The organism is Planosporangium mesophilum (assembly GCF_016863255.1).
Taxonomy (GTDB): domain Bacteria; phylum Actinomycetota; class Actinomycetes; order Mycobacteriales; family Micromonosporaceae; genus Planosporangium; species Planosporangium mesophilum.
Genome location: NZ_BOON01000038.1, coordinates 1 through 20812 on the forward strand (window position 1 = coordinate 1; position 20812 = coordinate 20812).

Annotated in this window: 19 protein-coding genes; 9 read left to right on the top strand and 10 right to left on the bottom strand. The window is 71.4% G+C overall.

Going from position 1 to position 20812, the window contains the following annotated elements; translation table 11 throughout:
• Together Pme01_RS20155 and Pme01_RS20160 are read left to right on the top strand one after the other, a co-directional pair.
• A partial coding sequence (locus Pme01_RS20155) for a hemerythrin domain-containing protein (protein ID WP_203935756.1) occupies window positions 1-696 on the top strand: 696 nt, incomplete at its 5' end.
• Between the two features lie 37 nt (window positions 697-733).
• The gene (locus tag Pme01_RS20160) at window positions 734-1063 is read left to right on the top strand and encodes a hypothetical protein (RefSeq protein ID WP_168116527.1); all 330 of its coding nucleotides are present in this window, start codon (window positions 734-736) and stop codon (window positions 1061-1063) included.
• Window positions 1064-1093: 30 nt separating this feature from the next.
• Here the strand turns inward: Pme01_RS20160 and Pme01_RS20165 are convergent, their stop codons facing one another.
• Together Pme01_RS20165 and Pme01_RS20170 are read right to left on the bottom strand one after the other, a co-directional pair.
• Complete coding sequence (locus Pme01_RS20165; RefSeq protein WP_203935757.1) at window positions 1094-1675, bottom strand: DUF488 domain-containing protein; 582 nt, start codon at window positions 1673-1675, stop codon at window positions 1094-1096.
• Window positions 1676-1685: 10 nt separating this feature from the next.
• The gene (locus tag Pme01_RS20170; protein ID WP_239088353.1) at window positions 1686-2030 is read right to left on the bottom strand and encodes an STAS domain-containing protein; all 345 of its coding nucleotides are present in this window, start codon (window positions 2028-2030) and stop codon (window positions 1686-1688) included.
• 146 nt (window positions 2031-2176) lie between these two features.
• On the opposite strand from Pme01_RS20170, the gene Pme01_RS20175 reads away from it, so the two are divergent.
• The 4 genes from Pme01_RS20175 (at window position 2177) to Pme01_RS20190 (ending at window position 5625) form a co-directional block, all read left to right on the top strand.
• Window positions 2177-2635 carry a hypothetical protein gene (locus Pme01_RS20175; protein ID WP_168116526.1) on the top strand — a complete coding sequence of 153 codons (459 nt, stop codon included), beginning with the start codon at window positions 2177-2179 and terminating at the stop codon, window positions 2633-2635.
• A gap of 43 nt (window positions 2636-2678) precedes the next feature.
• Window positions 2679-3248, top strand: a complete 570-nt coding sequence (locus tag Pme01_RS20180) for a DUF1697 domain-containing protein (RefSeq protein ID WP_168116525.1) — start codon at window positions 2679-2681, stop codon at window positions 3246-3248.
• Window positions 3249-3278: 30 nt separating this feature from the next.
• The gene (locus Pme01_RS20185; RefSeq protein ID WP_168116524.1) at window positions 3279-4484 is read left to right on the top strand and encodes a M20 metallopeptidase family protein; all 1206 of its coding nucleotides are present in this window, start codon (window positions 3279-3281) and stop codon (window positions 4482-4484) included.
• 91 nt (window positions 4485-4575) lie between these two features.
• Window positions 4576-5625, top strand: coding sequence for an LCP family protein (locus Pme01_RS20190; RefSeq protein ID WP_205864235.1), 1050 nt, complete (start codon window positions 4576-4578; stop codon window positions 5623-5625).
• A gap of 33 nt (window positions 5626-5658) precedes the next feature.
• On the opposite strand, the gene Pme01_RS20195 is transcribed toward Pme01_RS20190, so the two are convergent.
• Both Pme01_RS20195 and Pme01_RS20200 read right to left on the bottom strand, forming a co-directional pair.
• Entirely contained in the window at window positions 5659-6918 is a 1260-nt protein-coding gene (locus Pme01_RS20195) for a GDSL-type esterase/lipase family protein (RefSeq protein WP_168116523.1), read from the bottom strand.
• A 9-nt stretch (window positions 6919-6927) separates the two neighbouring features.
• Entirely contained in the window at window positions 6928-10068 is a 3141-nt protein-coding gene (locus Pme01_RS20200; RefSeq protein ID WP_168116522.1) for an amidohydrolase family protein, read from the bottom strand.
• A 152-nt stretch (window positions 10069-10220) separates the two neighbouring features.
• On the opposite strand from Pme01_RS20200, the gene Pme01_RS20205 reads away from it, so the two are divergent.
• Complete coding sequence (locus tag Pme01_RS20205; protein ID WP_168116521.1) at window positions 10221-10736, top strand: nitroreductase family protein; 516 nt, start codon at window positions 10221-10223, stop codon at window positions 10734-10736.
• A 138-nt stretch (window positions 10737-10874) separates the two neighbouring features.
• Entirely contained in the window at window positions 10875-11873 is a 999-nt protein-coding gene (locus Pme01_RS20210) for a malate dehydrogenase (RefSeq protein ID WP_168116520.1), read from the top strand.
• 56 nt (window positions 11874-11929) lie between these two features.
• Here the strand turns inward: Pme01_RS20210 and Pme01_RS20215 are convergent, their stop codons facing one another.
• From Pme01_RS20215 to pdhA, 3 genes are read right to left on the bottom strand one after another with little or no spacing between them, the layout of a single operon-like run.
• Window positions 11930-13339 (bottom strand): dihydrolipoamide acetyltransferase family protein, encoded by a 1410-nt coding sequence (locus Pme01_RS20215; protein ID WP_168116581.1) that lies wholly within the window; start codon window positions 13337-13339, stop codon window positions 11930-11932.
• A complete protein-coding gene (locus Pme01_RS20220) occupies window positions 13324-14343 on the bottom strand; it encodes an alpha-ketoacid dehydrogenase subunit beta (RefSeq protein ID WP_168116519.1) in 1020 nt (339 codons plus the stop codon). Before Pme01_RS20220 ends, Pme01_RS20215 begins: the two co-directional genes overlap by 16 nt.
• Window positions 14343-15533 (bottom strand): pyruvate dehydrogenase (acetyl-transferring) E1 component subunit alpha, encoded by a 1191-nt coding sequence (pdhA, locus tag Pme01_RS20225; protein ID WP_373315501.1) that lies wholly within the window; start codon window positions 15531-15533, stop codon window positions 14343-14345. Before pdhA ends, Pme01_RS20220 begins: the two co-directional genes overlap by 1 nt.
• A 123-nt stretch (window positions 15534-15656) precedes the next feature.
• Here pdhA and Pme01_RS20230 point away from each other — a divergent pair, with 123 nt between their 5' ends.
• Window positions 15657-16112 (top strand): Lrp/AsnC family transcriptional regulator, encoded by a 456-nt coding sequence (locus Pme01_RS20230; RefSeq protein ID WP_168116580.1) that lies wholly within the window; start codon window positions 15657-15659, stop codon window positions 16110-16112.
• Window positions 16113-16812: 700 nt separating this feature from the next.
• Here Pme01_RS20230 and Pme01_RS20235 read toward each other — a convergent pair.
• Genes Pme01_RS20235 through Pme01_RS20245 form a run of 3 tightly spaced genes read right to left on the bottom strand, consistent with a single transcriptional unit; the run spans window position 16813 to window position 20707 of the window.
• The gene (locus Pme01_RS20235) at window positions 16813-18348 is read right to left on the bottom strand and encodes a long-chain-fatty-acid--CoA ligase (protein ID WP_168116517.1); all 1536 of its coding nucleotides are present in this window, start codon (window positions 18346-18348) and stop codon (window positions 16813-16815) included.
• Window positions 18345-19517 (bottom strand): acyl-CoA dehydrogenase family protein, encoded by a 1173-nt coding sequence (locus Pme01_RS20240; protein WP_168116516.1) that lies wholly within the window; start codon window positions 19515-19517, stop codon window positions 18345-18347. Before Pme01_RS20240 ends, Pme01_RS20235 begins: the two co-directional genes overlap by 4 nt.
• 41 nt (window positions 19518-19558) lie before the next feature.
• Window positions 19559-20707, bottom strand: a complete 1149-nt coding sequence (locus Pme01_RS20245; protein WP_168116515.1) for an acyl-CoA dehydrogenase family protein — start codon at window positions 20705-20707, stop codon at window positions 19559-19561.
• Window positions 20708-20812 lie beyond the last annotated feature (105 nt).

Here is a 20812-nt window from a genome sequence, read left to right on the forward strand (position 1 = left end):
GCCGCCCGCGGCGTGAACGGTGACGCAGACGCCGCCCGCGGCGTGAACGGTGACGCAGACGCCGCCCGCGGCGTGAACGGTGACGCAGACGCCGCGGCCCGGGACGACCAGCGGGACCTGGCGCCCGCCGAGCGCACCACCGGTGCGGTGATCGATCTTGACGAGGCGACCCGGCCGCGGGCGCCGAAGCACCCCGACGCCCGGGCCACCGCCGCCGGGCGGGCCGGCGCCGAGGCGCTGGTGTACCACCACGACAATCTGCGCTCGGAGCTGGAGCAGATCCGCGGCGTGATCGAGCAGGTCGCCGCCGGCCACACCAACCCGGCCGCCGCCCGGTCCCTGATCAACCGGATGTCGATGCGGCAGAACTACTGGTCGCTCGGGGCGTTCTGCGCGTCGTACTGCCGGGTCGTGACCCTGCACCACACCATCGAGGACCAGCACATGTTCGTCGCCCTGCGCGACGGCGACGTCGACCTCGGCCCGGTGCTCGACCGGCTCGGCGAAGAGCACGAGGTGATCGCCGCCGTGCTCACCCGGCTCGACCAGGCACTGGTCGCCATGGTCGCCGACCCCGACCAGCTCGATGCGGTACGCGCCGAACTGGACACGCTCTCCCGGATGCTGCTGTCGCACCTCGACTACGAGGAGGAGGAGCTGCTCGGGCCGATCGCCCGGCTGGGCATCGTGGTGTAGCGGTGTCCGGTTGCAGCACACCCGTACCCTTGGTCGCATGATGAACCGTCCCCGCGCCGCAGCCCTGGTCGCCGGCGCCGTCCTCGGCCTCACCCTGCTCACCGGGTGTAGTTCCGAGGGCGCCAGCACCGACTGCAGCCTGGACGCGTGCACGGTCACGTTCGACCGTGGCGTGAACGCCAGCGCCAGCGTGCTGGGCGTGGAGGCCAAGCTCGTCGCCGCCGACGACCAGAAGGTGACGGTCGAGGTCGCCGGTCAGCAGCTCTCCCTCACCGTCGGCCAGCCGGCTGTCGACGCGGGCGCGGTGTCGGTCTCGCTGGAGAGCGTCACCGACAGCAACGCCGTGGTCCGGATCGCGCGCGGCTGACCCACCCGCGATGGTGGACAGGTGAGCCACCTATCGCCGGCCCACCTGTCCAAGATCGCCGAGGCCGGGCAGGGTGTCCGGCTGGTCGTACACCGGCCAGCCGTCCTCGCCGCGTCGCATCGTCGGATGGCACCGGTGCTCCTCGCGCCGCTCCCCGTCGAGCAGGTGCACCACCGTCGCCCCGCGCAGGGTCAGCGCGTCGGCGACGAGCATCCGGTGGCACTGCCGCCAGTAGCTCTCCGCACACATGATCGCCAACCGTTCGGTGGCCGCCCGCGTCACCAGCGTGTCGACGGCCGCCCGGAACTCGGGGGTGTCCATATGGTCGGCGTAGCCGCGGAACGACGCGCTGTGCAGCGCGGTGTGCCGTGAATCGGGCCGCGCCGACCGGCGGCCACCCAGGGCGGCGCCGCCCCACTCGTACCGGAGGTCGTGCTCAGCGAGGGCGGTCGCCAGCGCGTCCCGGCCGAACTGCGGGTGCCGCCGGGAGCCGGGGTACCGCCGGATGTCGACCAGCGTGCCCACCGACGCGGAACCCAGGATCGCGACGAACGACTCGACCGGCCGCGCGCCGTGGCCCATGGTGAACAGCACAGCCGACGATGAAGGCACGGTCGAAGGGTCAGGACCGGCCGGCCAGCAACTGGTGCAGACCACTGGTCGCCAGTACCTGGGCGAGGAAGGGTTTCGCGTCGGTCACGGTCAGGTCCACCCCGACGTCGCAGGCGGTGTGGTAGCCGGCGACCAACGTACCGATGCAGGTCGAGTCCATGAAGGTCACGGCGCCCAGGTCGACCACGACGCGGCGGGGCCGGTGACGCATGATCGTCTCGACCAGGGTGCGCCGCAGTTCGTCGGCGGCACCGACGTCGAACTCGCCGTCGAGCGCGATCGTCGTCGTGTTCCGGACAGCGTCGGCCCGGGTGGTCAGGTCACCCATGATCAACTCCCGTTGCGCGCCGGACATCCACACGTAACCCTAGGCCGCCAGCGTGCGATATGCCGCGACCCCGAACGAAGGAAGGCGCCTACGTCGTTACTCCGGTCACGTCGTCGGCCGATCTGATTACGCCACAGGCCCGGCCGATGACTGTCAGTAATTCGGACATTCGAATGGTTATCGGCTACCCGACGGGGAAGAGCCAGTCCTCGTGGAGGACGACGCCGACCGTCCACGTCGGGCGGTGGGCCGGCTGGGACCGACTGCGCCAGCGCGCCCTGCGGCCCGGTGACGACGACGGAGTTGATGACCTGATGGACCGCCGCCGACCGTGCGCCGCCGCCCTCGCCACCGCCGCCCTCGCCACCGCCGCTCTCGCCACCGCCGTGGCCGCGCTGGCCGCATGCTCCTCACGGGAGCGTGGCGGCTTCCCCAGCCACACCACCCATCGGACGGCCAGCCCGCGGGCGTCCGCCGCCCCGACGACCGCCACGTCGGCCCCGTCCAGCCCAGCCGTGACCGGGCAGGCCATGGCGACGCTGCTGCCGGGCATGCCGCCGCCGCGGCCGGACGACCGCTACGCCGCCGACCGGGGCCGCCACTCGATCGGCCGTACCGGTATCCTGCGCTGACCGTACCGTCGCCGGTGCGGCGGCGGGTGCGGGGAGGGTCAGGATGGCGAAGTACGCGGCGCTGCTGCGCGGCGTCAACGTCGGCGGCCACGGCACGATCGCCATGACGGACCTGCGGCGCGTCCTCGAGTCGTTGGGCCACACCGAGGTCTCCACCTACCTGCAGAGCGGCAACGCCGTCGTCAGCAGCGATGACGACGACCCGGAGCGGATCGGCCGGCGCATCGAGGAGGGCCTGGAGCGCGACCTCGGCCTGCGCCCGAGCGTACTGATCCGCACCGGGGCCGAGCTGGCCACCGTGATCGCCGGCAACCCGTTCCCCCAGGCCGCGATCGAGCAGCCGAAGCTGCTCCACGTGGCGTTCCTGTCGGCGCCGCCCGACCCGGAACTGGCGGCCGCGATCGATCCCGGCATCTGCCCGCCGGACGAGTTCGGCATCGGTGACCGCGCCGTCTACCTGCGCTACGCCGTCAGCTCCGGGCGCAGCAAGCTCGCCGACCTGGTACTGCGGCAGCTCCTGCGGGGGCGCCCCGAGGTGACGGTCACGGCGCGGAACTGGAACACCGTCGAGGCGCTCGCCGCCAAGCTCGCCTCGCCGTCGGCGAGCGCGTAGGTTGCGGCCGGTTCGCTGAGGAGAGAACGAATGGCGCTTCACCGTACCGCCGAGGCGATGCGTGCCGACCTGGTGAGCCTGCGGCGGGCGCTGCACCGCGAGCCGGAGATCGGCCTGTACCTGCCGGGCACGCAGGCCAGGCTGCTCGCCGCGCTCGACGGCCTGCCGCTGGAGATCACCACGGGCCGGTCGCTGAGCTCGGTGACCGCCGTCCTACGGGGCGCCGCGCCGGGGCCGAGCGTGCTGCTCCGCGCGGACATGGACGCGCTTCCGGTGACCGAGCTGGCCGGGGTGCCGTACGCCTCCGCGATCGAGGGCGCCATGCACGCCTGCGGTCACGACCTGCACATGGCGATGCTGGTCGGTGCGGCCCGGCTGCTCTCCGGCGTACGCGACCGGATCGCCGGAGATGTGATCTTCATGTTCCAGCCGGCCGAGGAGGGCCCGGGCGGCGCCGAAATCATGATCAAGGAAGGCGTGCTGGAGGCCTCCGGCAACCGGCCGATCGCCGCGTACGGGCTGCACGTCAGCGCGGCGAGGCAGCCGTACGGGTACTTCACGACACGCCCCGGCCCTCTGATGGCGTCCGTGGACACGCTGCGCGTCGTGGTGACCGGCGCCGGCGGCCACGGCTCCCAGCCGCAGTACGCCAAGGACCCGATCCCGGCAACCTGCGAGATGGTCCTCGCGCTGCAGACCTACGTCACCCGTACCCATGACATCTTCGACCCGGTCGTGGTCACCGTCGGCAGCCTGCACGCCGGTACCGCCGACAACGTGATCCCAGCGCAGGCGCGGTTCGAGGCGACGATCCGGTCGTTCTCGCCGTACGCCCGGGAGCGGGTCTGCCGGGGCGTGACCGAGGTCGTCACCGGCATCGCTCAGGCCCACGGCCTGGGGATCGACGTGCGGATCGAGGACGGGTACCCGGTGACCGTCAACGACGACCGCGAGGCCCGGTTCGTGGCGGACACGATCGGGGAGCTGTTCGGACCGGAGCGCTTCGGCTGGATGGCCCACCCCGAGCCGGGCGCCGAGGACTTCTCCTTCGTCCTCGAGCGGGTACCGGGCACCTTCGCCTTCCTCAGCGCCTGCCCGCCCGAGTCGGACCCGGCCACCGCGGCACCCAACCACTCACCGCACGCGGTCTTCGACGACGGCGTACTGCCCGACGGCGCCCGGCTCCTGGCCGAACTGACCTTCCGCCGCCTGGCGCCTCCCGTGCCGCACTCATAGACAACTCTCAGTCTCCCTCAATCTCGGTCACAGCCTGCCGATCTACGCTCCGAAGTGGGGCGCATGCCTGCTGTGACAACGAGGGGAATGCATGAAACGGCGATGGCAGGTGGCGATCGGTGTCGTCGCGGCGCTGGCACTGGTCGCCGTGGGCGGGATCGGCGCGGCCTGGCTGTACGGGCGCTCGGTCAACGCCGACCTCAGCCGCACCAACGCCTTCAGCCCGGTGTCCGAGGAGACGCCGGCCCCCTGGCCCAGTTGGACCCCGAGCGCGACACCCAGCAGCAACCCCCGGCCGGCCCAGACGGGCACCGCAGCGATGAACGTGCTGCTGCTCGGCAGTGACTCGCGCGATCCGAACAGCACCGCCGGCACCCGCAGCGACACCATGATGCTGGCCCATCTCGACGCCGACCACCGGCACGCGTACCTGATCTCGATCCCGCGCGACACCTGGGTGGAGATCCCGGCCACCGCCGACGGCCGGCGCGGCGGCACCATGGGGAAGATCAATTCCGCGTACGCGCAGGGCGGCGCCCCGCTGGCGGTACGGACCGTCGAGGCCTTCACCGGGGTTCGCATCGACCACGTCGTGATCATCGACTTCGCAGGCTTCCAGCGGGTCGTCGACGCGCTGGGCGGCGTCGACATGGCCGTGGACCGGACGATCACCTCGATCTTCCCGCCGCACCGCACCTTCGTTCAGGGCAAGCGGCACTTTACCGGCGCCGAAGCGCTCGACTACGTACGTCAGCGGTACCAGTTCGCGGACGGTGACTTCGCCCGTGAGCGGCACCAGCAACAGTTCCTGAAGGCGCTGATGGACAAGGCCGCCGGTATGGGTGTGCTGTCCGACGCGACCAGGCTGAACGCGTTCCTGCGCGCGGTGACCAAGGCGGTCACCGTGGACGAGAAGTTCGACCTGGTCGACATCGCGATGCAGGTACGCCACCTGCGCAGCACCGACGTCACCACGCTGGCCAGCCCCAGCGCCGGTACCGGCTGGGAAGGCAACCAGAGCGTGGTACGCGCCGACACCGCCCGGGCCAGGGCGCTGTACGACGCGGTCCGCACCGACACGGTCGCGCGATGGCTCGCGGCCGGGTCTGCTTCGGCCGGTCAGTCCCTGCCGGCCGGCTGACCCGCCGGCCGCCGCGCGCGGAGAGCGGGACGGCTAGTTCCTGCCGTACCCCGGAAGACCGAACACCTCCAGCGGGATCGAGTTCCCGAGGATCCGGTCACCGGCCGCGTTCGGGTGGTAGCAGTCGTTGCGCCACGGCTCGTACATGACGGTCGGGTCCTTCGGGTCGCGGAGCACCGCGTCGAAGTCGACCACCGCGTCGAACGTACGAGACGTCCGGATCCACTCGTTGACCCGCAGGCGGGTGGCTTCCCGGTCGCTGCCGGCCGCGTTGCACATCGGCAGGACCGTGGCGCCGACGATCTTCTTACCGGCCCGGTGCACCCGGGCGGCGATCTCCCGCATCGCGCCGATGACCTGCTCCGCCGGGGCGGGCGGGGCATACTGGCCGCCGCCGATGTCGTTGGTGCCCTCCAGCAGGAACACGTACGTCACGCCCGGCAGCGACAGCACGTCGCGGTCGAGGCGCTGCGGGGCGGGTGGGCCGCAGCACTGGTTCGTGGGGTCGTACGGGTTGGGCTGCACGCTCACCGTGTTGCCGCTGATCCCCGCGTTGGCCACGGACAACCGGCGGTGCGGCGGCTGGGCCTCGAGCCGCCCGGCCAGTACGTCCGTCCACCGTGGACCGCCACCGACGGCGCCGTACCCGTCGGTGATGGAGTCGCCGAGGGCCACGATGGTGCCGCGCGCCAGCGACGTGGCGGAGACGGCGTCGACCCACCACAGCGTGCCCGGCCGGAACGTCCCGAAGGCACCACCGCTCTCGTCACCCGTCGCGTCGCCCGGTCCGCTGGACAGGAACGATCCGGGGGTGTGCGTCTCCGGCGGCGGGAAGTCGTGGTCGCCGACCGGCGCGCCGGGAGCGTAGACGCTGACGGCGACGTGGTCGCCGGCCTTCACCCGCAGCCGTACCGGGTCGCTCCACACGCTCGCGCCGGGTGCGATCGTCACGCCGCGCCGGTAGCCGAACGTGGCGGGCCGGGCGCTGCGCCGCTCCAGCGCCGGGCTGCCGGCGGTCGCCTGGAGCCCGACCGACGCCGCGCGTACGGTCAGCGCGGTGCCCGACGGGTTGGACAGGCGTACCCGCAGGTTGTCGCCGGCGGCCGTGACCGCGAGCACGTTGCGCACGGTGGCGTCGGGCGAGGTGCCGTGGACGCCGCCGAGCGCGGACTCGGTGAGGGTGACCTGCGGGCCCCACGGCAGGGACGCGTCGGCGGGGGCGGGCGCCACGACGACGGCGACCAGCAGCGCGGTGACGGCGCAGCCGGCGGCGGAGCGGCGTACTCGTCTCAATTCGTCTCCTTAGGCCTCGGCGCAGCAGGAGTGCCTGCTGTCGGCCACGTAGTGCGGGTCGTGCCACCAGTACGCGGCGTTGCCCGGATGGTCCGGGACGGGGTCGAGGACCGGGTTGGCGACGGCGGCCATGGTCCGGGGCTGGGTGAACGGGGCGAGAAGTTCGTCCACCGTGTACACCTGGCCGTTGGTCATCACCTGGCGTACGTTCGCCGCCTGGGTGATGTCGGTGAGCGGGTCGCCGCCGAGGATGGCGAGGTCGGCGTACATACCGGGCCGGAGCTGGCCGAGCGGCTCGCCCAGGAACTCGCCGGGCACCCGGGTGGCCGTGGTGAGCGCCTCGTACGGGGTGAGCCCGTACGTCACCATCGCCCGCAGGTTGAGATGGGTACTGACGGCGGTGAGCGCGATCGGCGAGTCCGTACCGGTGAGGATCCGGCCGCCGCCGCGCACCATGGCCGCGACCTGGGCGACCTGGCGGGCGAGGTTCTCGCGGACGACCGTCTGGTCGGTGGTCTGCGCCGCGGTGACCGCCGCCTGCAGCGCGGCGTACTCCCACGGCGGGTAGAGCGTGACGACCCGCCGGTCGGTGGCGAGCGAGGTGTCCTCGCGGAACAGGGTGAGCGCGTTGAACAGCGTCGGCGTACGCGCGGCCTGCGAGGCGTTGAAGATATCGATCACGTCCCGGTACCCGGTGCCGAGCGCGGTCACGGTCCGCGAGTACCCGAACCGGTTGGTCGCGCCGATGTGCTCCATGCCGTCGCCGCCGAACGCGAACGCCGGGTAGTGGTAGTGCGAGGTGGCGTGGATCCGGTGCTCGTGCGCCCACTCGATGACCCGGCGCTGCCACTCGATGGGCAGCCGCACGTACGCCTTCATCAGGTCGTAGTCGAGCGCCTCTGCCCGGGAGAGTTCGAGCGCGAGTTGCCGGACGTCGTAGGTGGGGCGCATGAAGTTGTAGAAGATGCGGGAGCCGTCGATGGCCTCGCCGGTACCGAAGTAGCGCGGCGCGATGCGGGCGCCGGACTGCACCGACTCGCGGGCCTCGACCATGTGGTACGCGGGGCTGCCCGGCGACCGGGTGGTGGTGATCCCCAGCGACAGCCAGAGCCGCCCCTGCCGGTCCCCGTACGAGTAGCCCTGCATCTCGCGGTGGTGGTGCGCATCGATGAGGCCGGGGATGACGACCGAGTCCCGGGCGTCGACGATGCGGCCGTCCCGACCGGCGCGGTGGTTTTCGACAGCCACGATCCGGTGGCCCTCGACGACGATGTCGACGTTGTCGCGCAGGCGCCGGCTGGTGCCGTCCCACATCCGGCCGGCCCGGATGACGGTACGGCCTCTCGGTCGGGTGTTGGTCCACGACAGTCCAACCGGGACGGTCCGGGTGTGCTTGCCGTCGACCGAGACGAGCCGGAGCCGGCCGTTGTTGAGGTACAGCAGCGTGCTGGAGTTCCCGCTCCAGCTCACCGCGTCGGTGACCTCGGAGGTGATCTGCCGTGGCGTACCCGCGAACGTCCCGTCCGGGTGGACGTCGGCCACCCACAGCACGCTGCCGACGACGAACGCCATCTTCGTGCCGTCGGGTGACCAGACCGGACCGTCGTCGCCGCGGGTCTGGATGGACCGGTGCGGCAACGGGTCCACATAGGTCGCGGCGCCGGTGCGGCGGTCGACAAGAAGGATCTTGCTCAACCCCTCGCGGTAGCGCGCCGAGTACGGCCTGATCGCCGCGAGAGCGATGACGTTGCCGTCCGCCGACCAGGTCGGCCGGCCCGGCTCGAAGGTCGCCGGAAAGACGCGCTGTACGGTGCCGCTGGCCACCTCGACCGTGTACAGGGCGCCGGTCTGGTCGAGGAACGCGAGGTGCGAGCCGTCGTGCGACCACGTACCGGAGACCGCCGCGGCGTCGGGCAGGTTGGTGAGCTGCCGGTCGGTGCCGGTACGCAGGTCGCGGATCCAGATGTCGAGCGTGCCCGCCCGGTCGCTGGAGTACGACAGGTACCGCCCGTCCGGCGACCACGCGGGGTCGCTCTTCCACCAGTGGTCGCGGGTCAACGGCCGGGGCGGCTGGCCGATCCGCATCGTGTAGATGTCGTTGAGGGCCCGGAACGCGACGTGCTCGCCGTCGGGTGACAGCACCGGACTGCCGATCCCCACCACCGGCTTCGGGGTGGTCGAGTCGAAGTCGCGCCGGCGCTTGCGGTACCTGGGTGTGGTCACCGCGATCGGGGCGATGAAGCCGATCTCGTGAGGCCGTCCGGCGCCGTCGAGGGTCCGACGGCGGATCCGCCCGTCGGCGGTGTACACGAACTCGGACCCGGACCTCCACGACACCCGGAACGGGAACACCTCCTCGCCGGTGACCAGTGGCGCGCCGCCCCGCCACAGCTCGCTGCGCCCGTTGAGCAGGAGGGAGTAGACCAGGTCACGGCCGTCCGGGGTCCACGCGGGATTGTGGATCACCTGCCCCGCGGGCACGGTGACGGCCGTGGTCCGGGCGCCGGTCGCCAGGTCGACCACGTCGATGCGGGTGTTCGCGACGACGAAGGCGATGCGCGCGCCGTCGGGTGACCACGCCGGCTCGTACTCCTCCAGCACGGTGTCCGTGACCGGGGTGGTGGCGCCGGTGGCCGGGTCGAGCAGGTGGATGCCGTAACTTCCGGACCCGGAGCTGCCCGCGGCGTCCGACGAGAACGCGATCCGCTTCCCGTCCGGGGAGAACCGCGGCTCCCGGTGGTCGTACGGCCCCTGCGTCAGCTGGCGCAGCCCCGAGCCGTCCGGGCGGATGAGCCAGATGTTGAACGTACCGTCGCGGTACGACTGGAACGTGATCGTCGAGGCGTCCGGCGACCACTCGGGCTGGGCGATGTCGAACAGGTCGCTGGTCAACCGGCGCGCCGGGCCACCGGAGGCGGGCAGTACCCACAGCACGCCGACGAGGTCGATGGCGATCGTCCGGCCGTCCGGCGACAGCTGCGCCGCGATGTCCGTACCCTGGTCGAGCCGAAGGCCCCGCCCGCTGCCGGACGGTCCGGCCGGCGCCGCCTGCACCCGGTCCGCCGCTCCGAGGCCGGTCCCCGCGAGCGCCGCCCCGCCGGCCACACCCGCCGCCCCGGTCAGCAGCTCCCGCCGTCTGATGCCCGCCATCTGGCCTCCCGTCAGGGACGCTCGCATCCAGAGATCTCGATGCTACCCATGATCGCGGAGATTTGCCCGTGCCCTGACCCGGAAACTTTCCGTGATCACCCGAGCGTGGGCGTCACTGAGCGGAGGACGGCGGGCCGGGCGAGGATGGGGGCATGGAGACGTGGGACGCGATCAGGTCGCGACGCGACGTCCGGGAGTTCGAAGACCGACCGATACCGCCCGAGGATCTCAACCTGATCCTGGAGGCCGGCAGGCGCGCGCCGTCCTCCCAGAACATCCAGCCCTGGGACTTCATCGTCGTCACCGACCGGCAGCAGCTGGTGGAGCTGTCCACGGTGTGGCAGGGCGCCGGGCACGTCGCCACCTCGGCCGCGACGATCGCGCTGGTCGCCCCGGACCCGACGAGCGAGCACCAGCGCGACCAGATCCACTACGACCTGGGCCAGACGACCATGTGCATGATGATCGCCGCCGCCGACCTGGGGATCGGCACCGGCCACACCGCCGTCTTCGACCAGGAGCGGGCCCGCGCGATCCTCGGCTACCCGCAGGGACGATTCTGCCCGTACCTGATCCCGGCCGGGTATCCCGCCGACCGCCCGCTGCGGCCGATCGAGCACCCCGACCGGCTGCCGTTCGACGAGGTGGTGCACTGGGGCCACTGGTGAGCCGGGGGTGAGCCGCGGCCGGCTCCGCCCGCTGTGATCACCGCGGCCTTCCCCCGGTCCCCCCGAGGTACGCCCGGGGACGGGGCATACCATCAGGACAACTGCAAGATCGCTTGATCAACAACGAAGGAGAAGCGGATGGCAGGCGCTGGGTCTCAGGCTCCGGTAAAGGTGACAGTCACGGGGGCGGCCGGCCAGATCGGCTACGCGCTGCTGTTCCGGATCGCCTCGGGGCAGCTGCTCGGCGCGGACACGCCCGTGGCGCTGAGCCTGCTGGAGATCCCCCAGGCCGTACGGGCTGCCGAGGGTACCGCGATGGAGCTGCAGGACTGCGCGTTCCCGCTGCTTCGCAGCATCGACATCACCGACGACCCGCGGCAGGCGTTCGACGGCGTGAACGTCGCCCTGCTGGTCGGCGCCCGGCCCCGTACCAAGGGCATGGAGCGCGGCGACCTGCTCGAGGCCAACGGCGGCATCTTCAAGCCGCAGGGTGAGGCGATCAACGCCGGGGCGGCCGACGACGTACGGATCCTGGTGGTGGGCAACCCGGCCAACACCAACGCCCTGATCGCGCAGTCCCACGCGCCGGACGTGCCGGCCGAGCGCTTCACGGCGATGACCCGCCTCGACCACAACCGCGCCCTCGCGCAGCTGTCGGCGAAGCTCGACGTCCCGGTCACCGCGATCCGGAACATGACCATCTGGGGCAACCACTCCGCGACCCAGTACCCCGACCTGTACCACGCGCAGGTCAACGGCAAGATCGCCGCGGATCAGGTCGAGGAGGAGTGGCTGCGCGACACCTTCATCCCGACCGTCGCCAAGCGCGGCGCGGCCATCATCGAGGCCCGCGGCGCGTCCTCGGCGGCGTCGGCCGCCGGCGCCGCGATCGACCACGTGTACACCTGGGTCAACGGCACCCCGGAGGGTGACTGGACCTCGGCCGCGGTCGTGTCGGACGGTTCGTACGGCGTGCCGGAGGGCCTGATCTCGTCCTTCCCGGTCGTCTCCCGCAACGGGCGGTACGAGATCGTCCAGGGCCTGGAGATCAACGAGTTCTCGCGGGAGCGGATCGACGCCACGGTGCGCGAGCTGATCGAGGAGCGCGACGCGGTCAAGCAGCTCGGCCTGATCTGAGCCTCGGCCTCGTCTCCAAGCACAGACGCGCACGTCCGGCTCCCCCGCGCGGGGAGTCAGACGTGCGCGATCAGCAACGCCGGCTGCTCGACGCAGTCGGCGACGTGACGGAGGAACCCGCCGGCGGTACCGCCGTCGCAGACCCGGTGGTCGAAGGTCAGGCTGAGCTGACCGACCTTCCGTACCTCCAGCCGGCCGTCCACCACCCAAGGCTTGTCCACGATGCGGCCGATACCCAGCAGCGCCGCCTCCGGGTGGTTGATGATCGGGGTGGAGCCGTCGACGCCGAACACGCCGTAGTTGTTGAGCGTGAAGGTACCGCCGGTCAGGCGGGCCGGGGCGAGGCTGCCGGCCCGCGCCTGCGCGGTGGTCTCGGCCAGCGCCTCGGCCAGGTCGTACGTCGACAGGCCATGGGCGTCGGGGATCACGGGTACGACCAGTCCCCGGTCGGTCTGGGTCGCGATACCCAGGTTGATCCGGCCGGATCGGATGATCTCGCCCTGCTCGGTGTCGACGCGGGAGTTGAGCTCCGGGAAGTGCCGCAGCCCGTTGAGGCAGATCCGCGCCAGTAGGGCCAGGACGCTGACCCGCCGGTCCGGGCGCGCGGCGTTGATGGCCGCCCGGGTGTCGAGCAGTCCGGTCGCGTCGACGTCCACCCAGATGGTGACCTCCGGGATCTCCCGCCGGCTGCGGGACAGCTTCTCCGCGATCGCCCGGCGTACGCCGGTCAGCGGGATCACCACGTCGTCGTCGGCGGCCGGCACCGGAGCCGGGGTCGCGCCCGACGCCGGAGCCGGGGTGGCGCCGTGCTCCGGCCGGGTGACCCCGGTGCCGGTGGACGACAGCGCGGCCTCGACGTCGCCGCGGCGCACGATCCCGCCCGGGCCGGTGCCGACCAGCGCGGCCACGTCGAGCCCGTGGTCGCGGGCCAGCCGCCGCACCAGCGGTGAGATGACCCGGGTGGCGGGTGCCGTCGAGGCCGCCGTGACCGCCGAGCCGACCGGGCGCGCGACGTGAGCCGCGGGCGCCACCCGCCGTCGCCGCCGCCCCGACCGGCCGTGGCCGGTGCCGTACCCGATGAGGACGTTCCCCGAGCCGGCCCGCTCCTCCTCGCGGTACACAGCGTGCCCCGCCGGCTCCGCCGGCACCACCGGCTCCGCCGGCACCACCGATCCCGCCGGCTCCGCCGGCACCACCGACCCCGGCGGCGCGAGCGCCTCCACCGGCTCGATGGTGACCAGCGGCTGCCCGACCGGCCGCCGCTCACCGGGAGAGCCGTGCAGGGCGGTCACCCGGCCCGCGTACGGGCACGGCACGTCCACGACCGCCTTGGCCGTCTCCACCTCGACCACGATCTGGTCGACCACGACCACGTCGCCGACGGCGACCCGCCACTCGACGATCTCGGCCTCGGTCAGCCCCTCCCCCAGGTCGGGCAGCATGAAGACGTTCATGCCGCCACCCACCTCGGGTCGGGCTGGTCGTCCCACTGCAGGCGGGCCACCGCGTCGAGGACGCGGTCGACGCCCGGCAGGTGGAGGTGCTCCAGCTTCGGCGGCGGGTAGGGGATGTCCAGGCCGGCCACCCGCAGGACCGGGGCGTGCAGCGAGTGGAAGCAGCGCTCCTGTACCCGCGCGGCGATCTCTGCGCCCATCCCCGCGAAGCCCTGCGCCTCCTGGACGACCACGCAGCGGCCCGTCCGGCGCACCGACGCGGTCACCGTCTCGTCGTCGAACGGCACGAGGGTACGCAGGTCGATGACCTCCAGGTCCCAGCCCTCGTCCCGGGCCGCCTCGGCGGCCTCCAGCGCGACCGGCACCGACGGCCCGTACGCGATCAGCGTGGCGTCCCGGCCGGGCCGGCGCACCACGGCGCGACCGAAGCCGGGCGTCGTGACCGGCAGTGACGCCTCCGCCGACGTGAAGTACAGCTTCTTGGGCTCCAGGAACACGACCGGGTCCGGGTCGTCGATCGCCTCGCGCAGCAGCGAGTATGCGTCCTCGACGCATCCCGGCGTGACGACCTTCAGGCCGGGCGTGTGCGCGTAGTAGGCCTCGCTGGAGTCGCAGTGGTGCTCGACGCCGCCGATGCCCCCGGCGTACGGGACGCGGATCACGATCGGCACGCCCAGCGCCCCGCGGGTGCGGTTGCGCAGCTTCGCGACGTGCGAGGTGATCTGCTCGAAGGCCGGGTACGCGAACGCGTCGAACTGCATCTCGACCACGGGCCGCAGCCCGGACATGGCCATCCCGACCGCGAAGCCGACGATGCCGGCCTCGGCCAGGGGCGTGTCGAAGCAGCGCTGCTCGCCGTAGGTGGCCAGCAGCCCGTCGGTGATGCGGAAGACGCCGCCGAGCTGGCCGACGTCCTCGCCGAACACCACCACCCGCTCGTCGGCCGCCATCGCGTCCCGCAGCGCGGCATTGAGTGCCTTCGCCATGCTGACCGACGTCGTGGTCACGGCGCTCATCAGGACTCCACCTCCGACTCCGCCGCCAGTTCGGCCCGTACCTGTTCGCGCTGCTCCAGCAATTGCGGCGTGGGGGTCGCGTACACGTGGTCGAAGAGCGACATCGGGTCCACCGTGGGCTCGGCGTTCATCCGCTCCCTCAGGTCGGCCGCGTACGCCTCGGCCTCGGCGCGGACCGCCTCGACGGCCGCGTCGTCGAGCACCCCGGCGCCGCGCAGGTACGCCTCCAGCCGGGCGATCGGGTCGCGCCCGAGCCACGCCTCGACCTCGTCCATGGTCCGGTACCGGCTGGCGTCGTCGGCGTTGGTGTGCGGCTCGAGCCGGTACGTGTGGGCCTCGACCAGGAACGGGCCGTTGCCCGACCGGGCGTGCTCGACGGCCCTGTTGAGCACGGCGAGCACGGCCACCGGATCGTTGCCGTCGACCTGCTCGCACGCGATGCCGTACCCGACGCCCTTGTACGCCAGCGACGGCGCGGCGGTCTGGCGGGACAGCGGCACACTGATCGCGTACCGGTTGTTCTGGACGAAGAAGACCACGGGTGCCCGGAACACGGCGGCGAAGTTGACGCCCTCGTGGAAGTCGCCCTCGCTGGTCGCGCCGTCACCGATGAACGCCAGCGCGACCGTGTCGCGGCCCTGGTACGCCTCGCCGTACGCCACCCCGGCCGCGTGGATCGTCTGGGTCGCCAGCGGCGTGCACTGCGGAGCGGTGTGCAGCGCCGCCGGGTCGTACCCGCAGTGCCAGTCCCCGCGCAGCAGCGTGAGCACCTCGACCGGGTCGATCCCGCGCGACACCAGGGCCATCGACTCGCGGTACGTCGGGAACACCCAGTCGTCCGGCCGCACGGCCATGACGCCCGCGACCTGGCACGCCTCCTGTCCGCGGGAGGACGGGTACACGGCCAGCCGCCCCTGCTTGGTCAGGGCGGTTGCCTGGACGTCGAAGCGACGGCCGATCACCATCCGCCGGTACAGCTCGCGGAGGGTCTCCCCCGGCGGCTCGGCGTACTCGCTCGGTATCCGCTTACCCGACTCGTCGAGCATCCGGACCGGGTCGCGGCTGGGCAGCAGCGGGGCAGCCGGGTCCGGCTGCGGTGCGGTGGTACGCCTGGCGCGGGGGGATGCCCTGCGGACCGCCCTGGGTGTGGTCGTCACGGCGAGGCCTCCTGGGACTTGTGGTGTGCTTATGCTCACCGTCACGGATGTTTGACTCAACTAACCCGCAAAACGCGGGACGTTTGACCTCCAGGAGCGTCCTCTGTGAGCCAAGAGACCCAGCCGGAAGCCCCGGTGACCGGCGGCGCCGGACGAATGGCCCGGCGCCTCGACGACGTCGACCGCCGGATCCTCGACGCGCTGGTCCGGGACGGTCGGGCGTCGATCAGGACCCTGGCCGAGCAGCTCCACATCTCGCGTACGAACGCGTACGCCAGGGTCGAGCGCCTGATCCGGGACGGCGTGATCACCGGTTTCCGGGCCCGGGTGGCGCCCGAGCCGGCCGGCTTGGGCACCTCGGCCTACGTCAGCCTCACCATCGAGCAGAACACCTGGCGGGAGGTCTCGGCCCGGCTCGCGCGGATCCGGTACGTGGAGCACGCCGCCCTGCTCGGCGGCGACCACGACGTGCTCGCGCTGGTCCGCGCGCCGGACAACGCGGCGCTGCGCGACCTCGTCCTCAACCAGGTGCAGAGCATCCCGGGAGTGCTCTCCACCCGGACCTGGCTGGTCTTCGAGGAGTTCGACGGGGTGGACACGCCCTGGGCCTGACACGTGGGCCTTACGCCCCCGGGCGACTCCCGGACCCCGGATACCCAGAACCCCACGCCGGATCCGGCGTGGGGTTCTGGTGTCGGTGTGCAGGTCGCCTCGCGGCGAGTGGCGCGACGCGGCTCCAGCCGAACGGCATTCCGCGACGGCAAATGGGATGAGGCCCGGGGACACTGGTCACACCGACATGAAGTACAACCTACCGGGGTAGAGCCGTAATCCGGCCGCGGTTGTGTGCCGGGCCACACCCGGTGAACACCGACCCGGCCTGCGCGAAGAGAAAGCACCTTAGTGGAGTGGGAGCATCCCCGCATCCGCTCACGGCGCCGAGGGCGCGAAATCGCGTTACCAACGGGTATTCGGCAAGGAATTGCCGCGCAGTTCTGCGCGTCACTGCGCATTGCCTTATGTTCCTCAGGGAAGCCGACATTGCTGGATCTCACACGATCGAGGAGGTGACAACAATGACTCTTCTTGGATGCCTCGCCGCTTTCATTTTCTGCCTCGGCCTGGTCATCTGACCAGCGGCGGAACCTCGCCGCATTGGGCAAAATCGTACCGGGGCGACGTTCCGGTAATGCAGTTCATCCACCGGAGCGAATTTCGCCCCGACGGAGGCGGGCGCCCTTCGCCGTGTTGTGACGAATGGGCGCCCGCACTTTATCGAGATCTTGGAAAACAAGGCACCGATATCGGCGGGCTATTCCTCCGAGATGGTCACTGAACGGCGCAGTTCGCGCTTGAGTACCTTGTGACTCGGCCCGAGCGGAAGCTGATCGACGAAGCGGACCACCCGCGGGTACTTGTGCCGGCCGAGCCGCTCCCGGCTCCATTCGATCAGCTCGTCCCCGGTGACGCCGTCGGCGACGACCACCGCGCAGATCTCCTCGCCGTGCACCTCGTGCGGCACGCCGATGACGGCGACCTGCCCGACGGCCGGGTGGCGGGCGATGACCTCCTCGACCTCCCGCGGGTACACGTTGAAGCCGCCCCGGATGATGAGGTCCTTCTTGCGGTCCACGATGGAGATGAACCCCTGGTCGTCCTTGGTGCCGAGGTCCCCGGTGCGGAACCAGCCGTCGACGACGGCCTGCTCGGTCGCCTCCGGCCGGCCCAGGTAGCCGGCGAAGACGTTGTGCCCGCGGATCACGATCTCGCCCAGCTCACCGGCGGGCAGCAGCTCGATCCGCTCCTCGACCTCGGCCCGCGCGACCTCGACCTCGACGCCCCAGATCGGGTGGCCGACCGTACCGGGCCTGGTGCCGAAGTGCGGCTGGTTGACCGACGCCGTCGGCGAGGTCTCGGACAGCCCGTACCCCTCGAAGAGGGTCGTCGAGAACGCGGCGTTGAACTTCTCGAGCACGGCCACCGGCAGCGACGCCCCGCCGGAGATGCACAGGCGCAGCCGCGGCAGCCGCTCGTACCGGGCCGCGGCCTCCACCAGCGCCACGTACATCGTCGGCACACCGTGGAAGACGTCCACGCCCTCGCGCAGCATCAGCTCGATCGCCGCGTCGCCGGTGAACCGCGGCAGCAGCACCATCGTGCCGCCGACCCGGAACGTCGAGTTCATGCTGACCGTCTGCCCGAACGTGTGGAACAGCGGGAGGCAGCCCAGGGCCACGTCGTCGGGGCGCGCGTCGTTGGCGTCGAACGCGTTGACGGTGGCGTTCATGACCAGGTTGAGGTGGGTGAGCAGGGCACCCTTGGGCTCCCCGGTCGTACCGCTGGTGTAGAAGACGACCGCGGTGTCCTCGGCCGAGCGGGTCAGGTACGACCGCAGCGGCGCCACACCGGCGGCCACGTCCTCCAGCCGCCGCGCCGGAGCCGACCCGGAAGGCACCGGCCCGACCGTCACCAGTGGAACCCCGGCCTTCCCGGCGGCCTCGGCGCCCATGGCGAGCTGGCTGGTGTGGCAGACCACCAGGTCGGCCCGGCTGTCGCGCAGCACGTACGCCGCCTCGTCGGCGGTCAGCAGCAGGTGGACCGGCACCACGACGGCGCCGGCCGCGAGCGCGCCGTAGTACGCGCGTGGGAACTCCACCACGTTCGGGGCGACGAGGGCGACCGTGTCGCCGGGCTTGACGCCCAGTTCGCGCAGGCCGGCCGCGTATGACCGGGCCTGCTCCCACAGCTGCGCGTACGTGACCCGCACGTCGCCGTCGACGACGGCGACCTTGTCCGGGTAGCGGCGGGCGGACTCGGCGAGGACGACCGCCAGCGAGAGATCCGTCATGCCAGGTGCCCGCCGATCATCGTGTACCCGCGCAGCAGGTCGCGCGAGATGATCAGGCGCTGCATCTCGTCGGTGCCCTCGAAGATGCGGTACAGCCGGACCTGGCGGTACCACCGCTCGATCGGCAGCTCACGGGTGTAGCCCATGCCGCCGTGGATCTGCAGCACCCGGTCCACGACCCGGTTGACCATGCCGGCGCCGTACAGCTTCGCCATGGAGGAGGCGTGCCGGGGGTCGAGGCCGGCGTCGATGCTCCACGCCGCCTTCAGTACCAGCCAGCGCGCCGCCTCGAGCTCCACCTCGGAGTCGGCGATCATCCACTGGATCGCCTGGTTGGTGCCGATCGGCTTGCCGAACGTCTCCCGGTTCCGGGCCTGCTCGAGCGCCATCTGCAGGGCCCGCTCGGCGATGCCGAGCGCGTGTGACGGGATGGTGTAGCGACCCTTGCCGATCCACTGCATGCCGAGGTTGAAGCCCTGACCGACCTCGCCCAGGATGTTGCGGCTCGGTACCCGCACGTTGTCGAAGACCAGCGACGCGGGGCCGCCCTCGCCCATGGTCTGGATGAACTCCGAGCGCCAGCCCATCGCGCGGTCCACGAGGAACGCGGTGGTGCCGCCGCCCCGTACGCCCTTCTCCTTGTCGGTCACCGCGACGACGATGGCGAAGTCGGCGTCGTTGCCGTTGGTGATGAAGGTCTTCTCCCCGTTGAGGACCCAGTCGTCGCCGTCCTGGCGGGCGGACAGCTTGATGTTGGCGGCGTCCGAGCCGGCGCCCGGCTCGGTGATGGCGAAGCAGGAGATGCGCTCACCCTCGATGGTCGGGATGAGGAACTCCTTCTTCTGCTCGTCGTTGGCGTAGAACAGGATGTTGTCGGCCTCGCCACCGAACCGGAACGGCACGAAGGTGCGGCCCAACTCGGTCCAGATCAGCGACTGCATCACCGCCGGCAGCTCCATGCCGCCGTACGCTTGCGGAGTGGACAGTCCCCAGAAGCCGAACTTCTTCGCCTTGAGCTGAAGCTCGCGAAGCTCGCTGCGCTCAAGGCCGGGCTGGTGGTTGCGCTCGCGGCGCAGTACCTCCTGCTCCAAGGGCATCACCTCCTTGCGGATGAAGTCGCGGGCGGTGTCGCGGATCGCCTTCTCTTCGTCGCCGAGGGAGAAGTCCATGGTGTCCTCCGAAATGGTGGTGGGCCGGGGGGATGTGGGGATCAGAAAGCGTTCACACCGGTCAGGGCGCGGCCGATGAGCAGCTGCTGGATCTGGCTGGTGCCTTCGTACAGGGTGGTGACGCGGGCGTCACGCAGGTACTTGCCGACGGGGTACTCGTCGATGTAGCCGTACCCGCCGAACACCTGCAGGGCGTTGTTGGCGGCGCGTACCGCGGCCTCGCTGGCGAACAGCTTCGCCATGTTCGACTCGTTGGCGAACGGCTCGCCCCGGTCGATGAGGTCGGCGACCCGCCACACGAGCAGCCGGGCCGCGTCGGTGTCGACGGCGATGTTCGCGATCAGCTGCTGGACGAGCTGGTACGAGGCGATCGGCTTGCCGAACTGCTGGCGCTCGCGGGCGTAGGACACGGCGGCGTTCAGGCACCCCTGCGCGATGCCGACACAGCCGGCCGCGACCGACGTCCGCCCCTTGGCCAGGGCCGACATCGCGATGCTGAAGCCCTTGCCCGCAGCGCCGAGCCGGGCCGAGTCGGGCACCCGCACCTGGTCGAAGACGAGTTCGGCGGTGGCCTGCCCGCGCAGTCCCAGCTTGCCGTGGATCTCCCGGCGGGTCAGGCCGGGGGTGTCCGTCGGCACCAGGAACGCGCTGATACCGCGGTGCCCCTCGCCGCCGGTACGCACGAACGCCAGGACGACGTCGGCCCAGGTGCCGTTGGTGATGAACATCTTGGTGCCGGAGATGACCCAGTCGTCGCCGTCGCGTTCGGCCCGGGTGCGAAGCGACGCCGCGTCCGAGCCGGTGTCCGGCTCGGTGAGCGCGAAGCAGCCGAGCGCCTCGCCCGCGCACAGCCGGGGCAGCCACTCGCGCTTCTGCTCGTCGGTGCCGTACGCCGCGATCGACTTGGTGACGAGCCCGAGCGAGACCGAGACGATGCCCCGCACCGACGAGTCGCCGCGCCCCAGTTCCTCGAGGACCAGGCAGTACGAGAAGTGGTCACCACCCGACCCGCCGTACTCCTCGGGGATGGTCAGGCCGAGAAAGCCCAGGTCGCCGAGCTTCTTCACGATGCCGGTGTCGACCGACTCCCGGCGGTCCCACTCGGCCGCGTACGGCATCACCTCGCGGTCGACGAAGTCGGCGGCGAGCCGCCGGACGGCCGCCTGCTCCTGGGAGAGAGCCAGATCCATGTTTTCTCCGTCACGTCGTCGGGGAGACCCCCATTAAACTAGCGGTGGAAGTTTTTCGTCGTCCAGACCCCCCGTATGGCAGAGTGCGCGGCACATCGCTGTTCG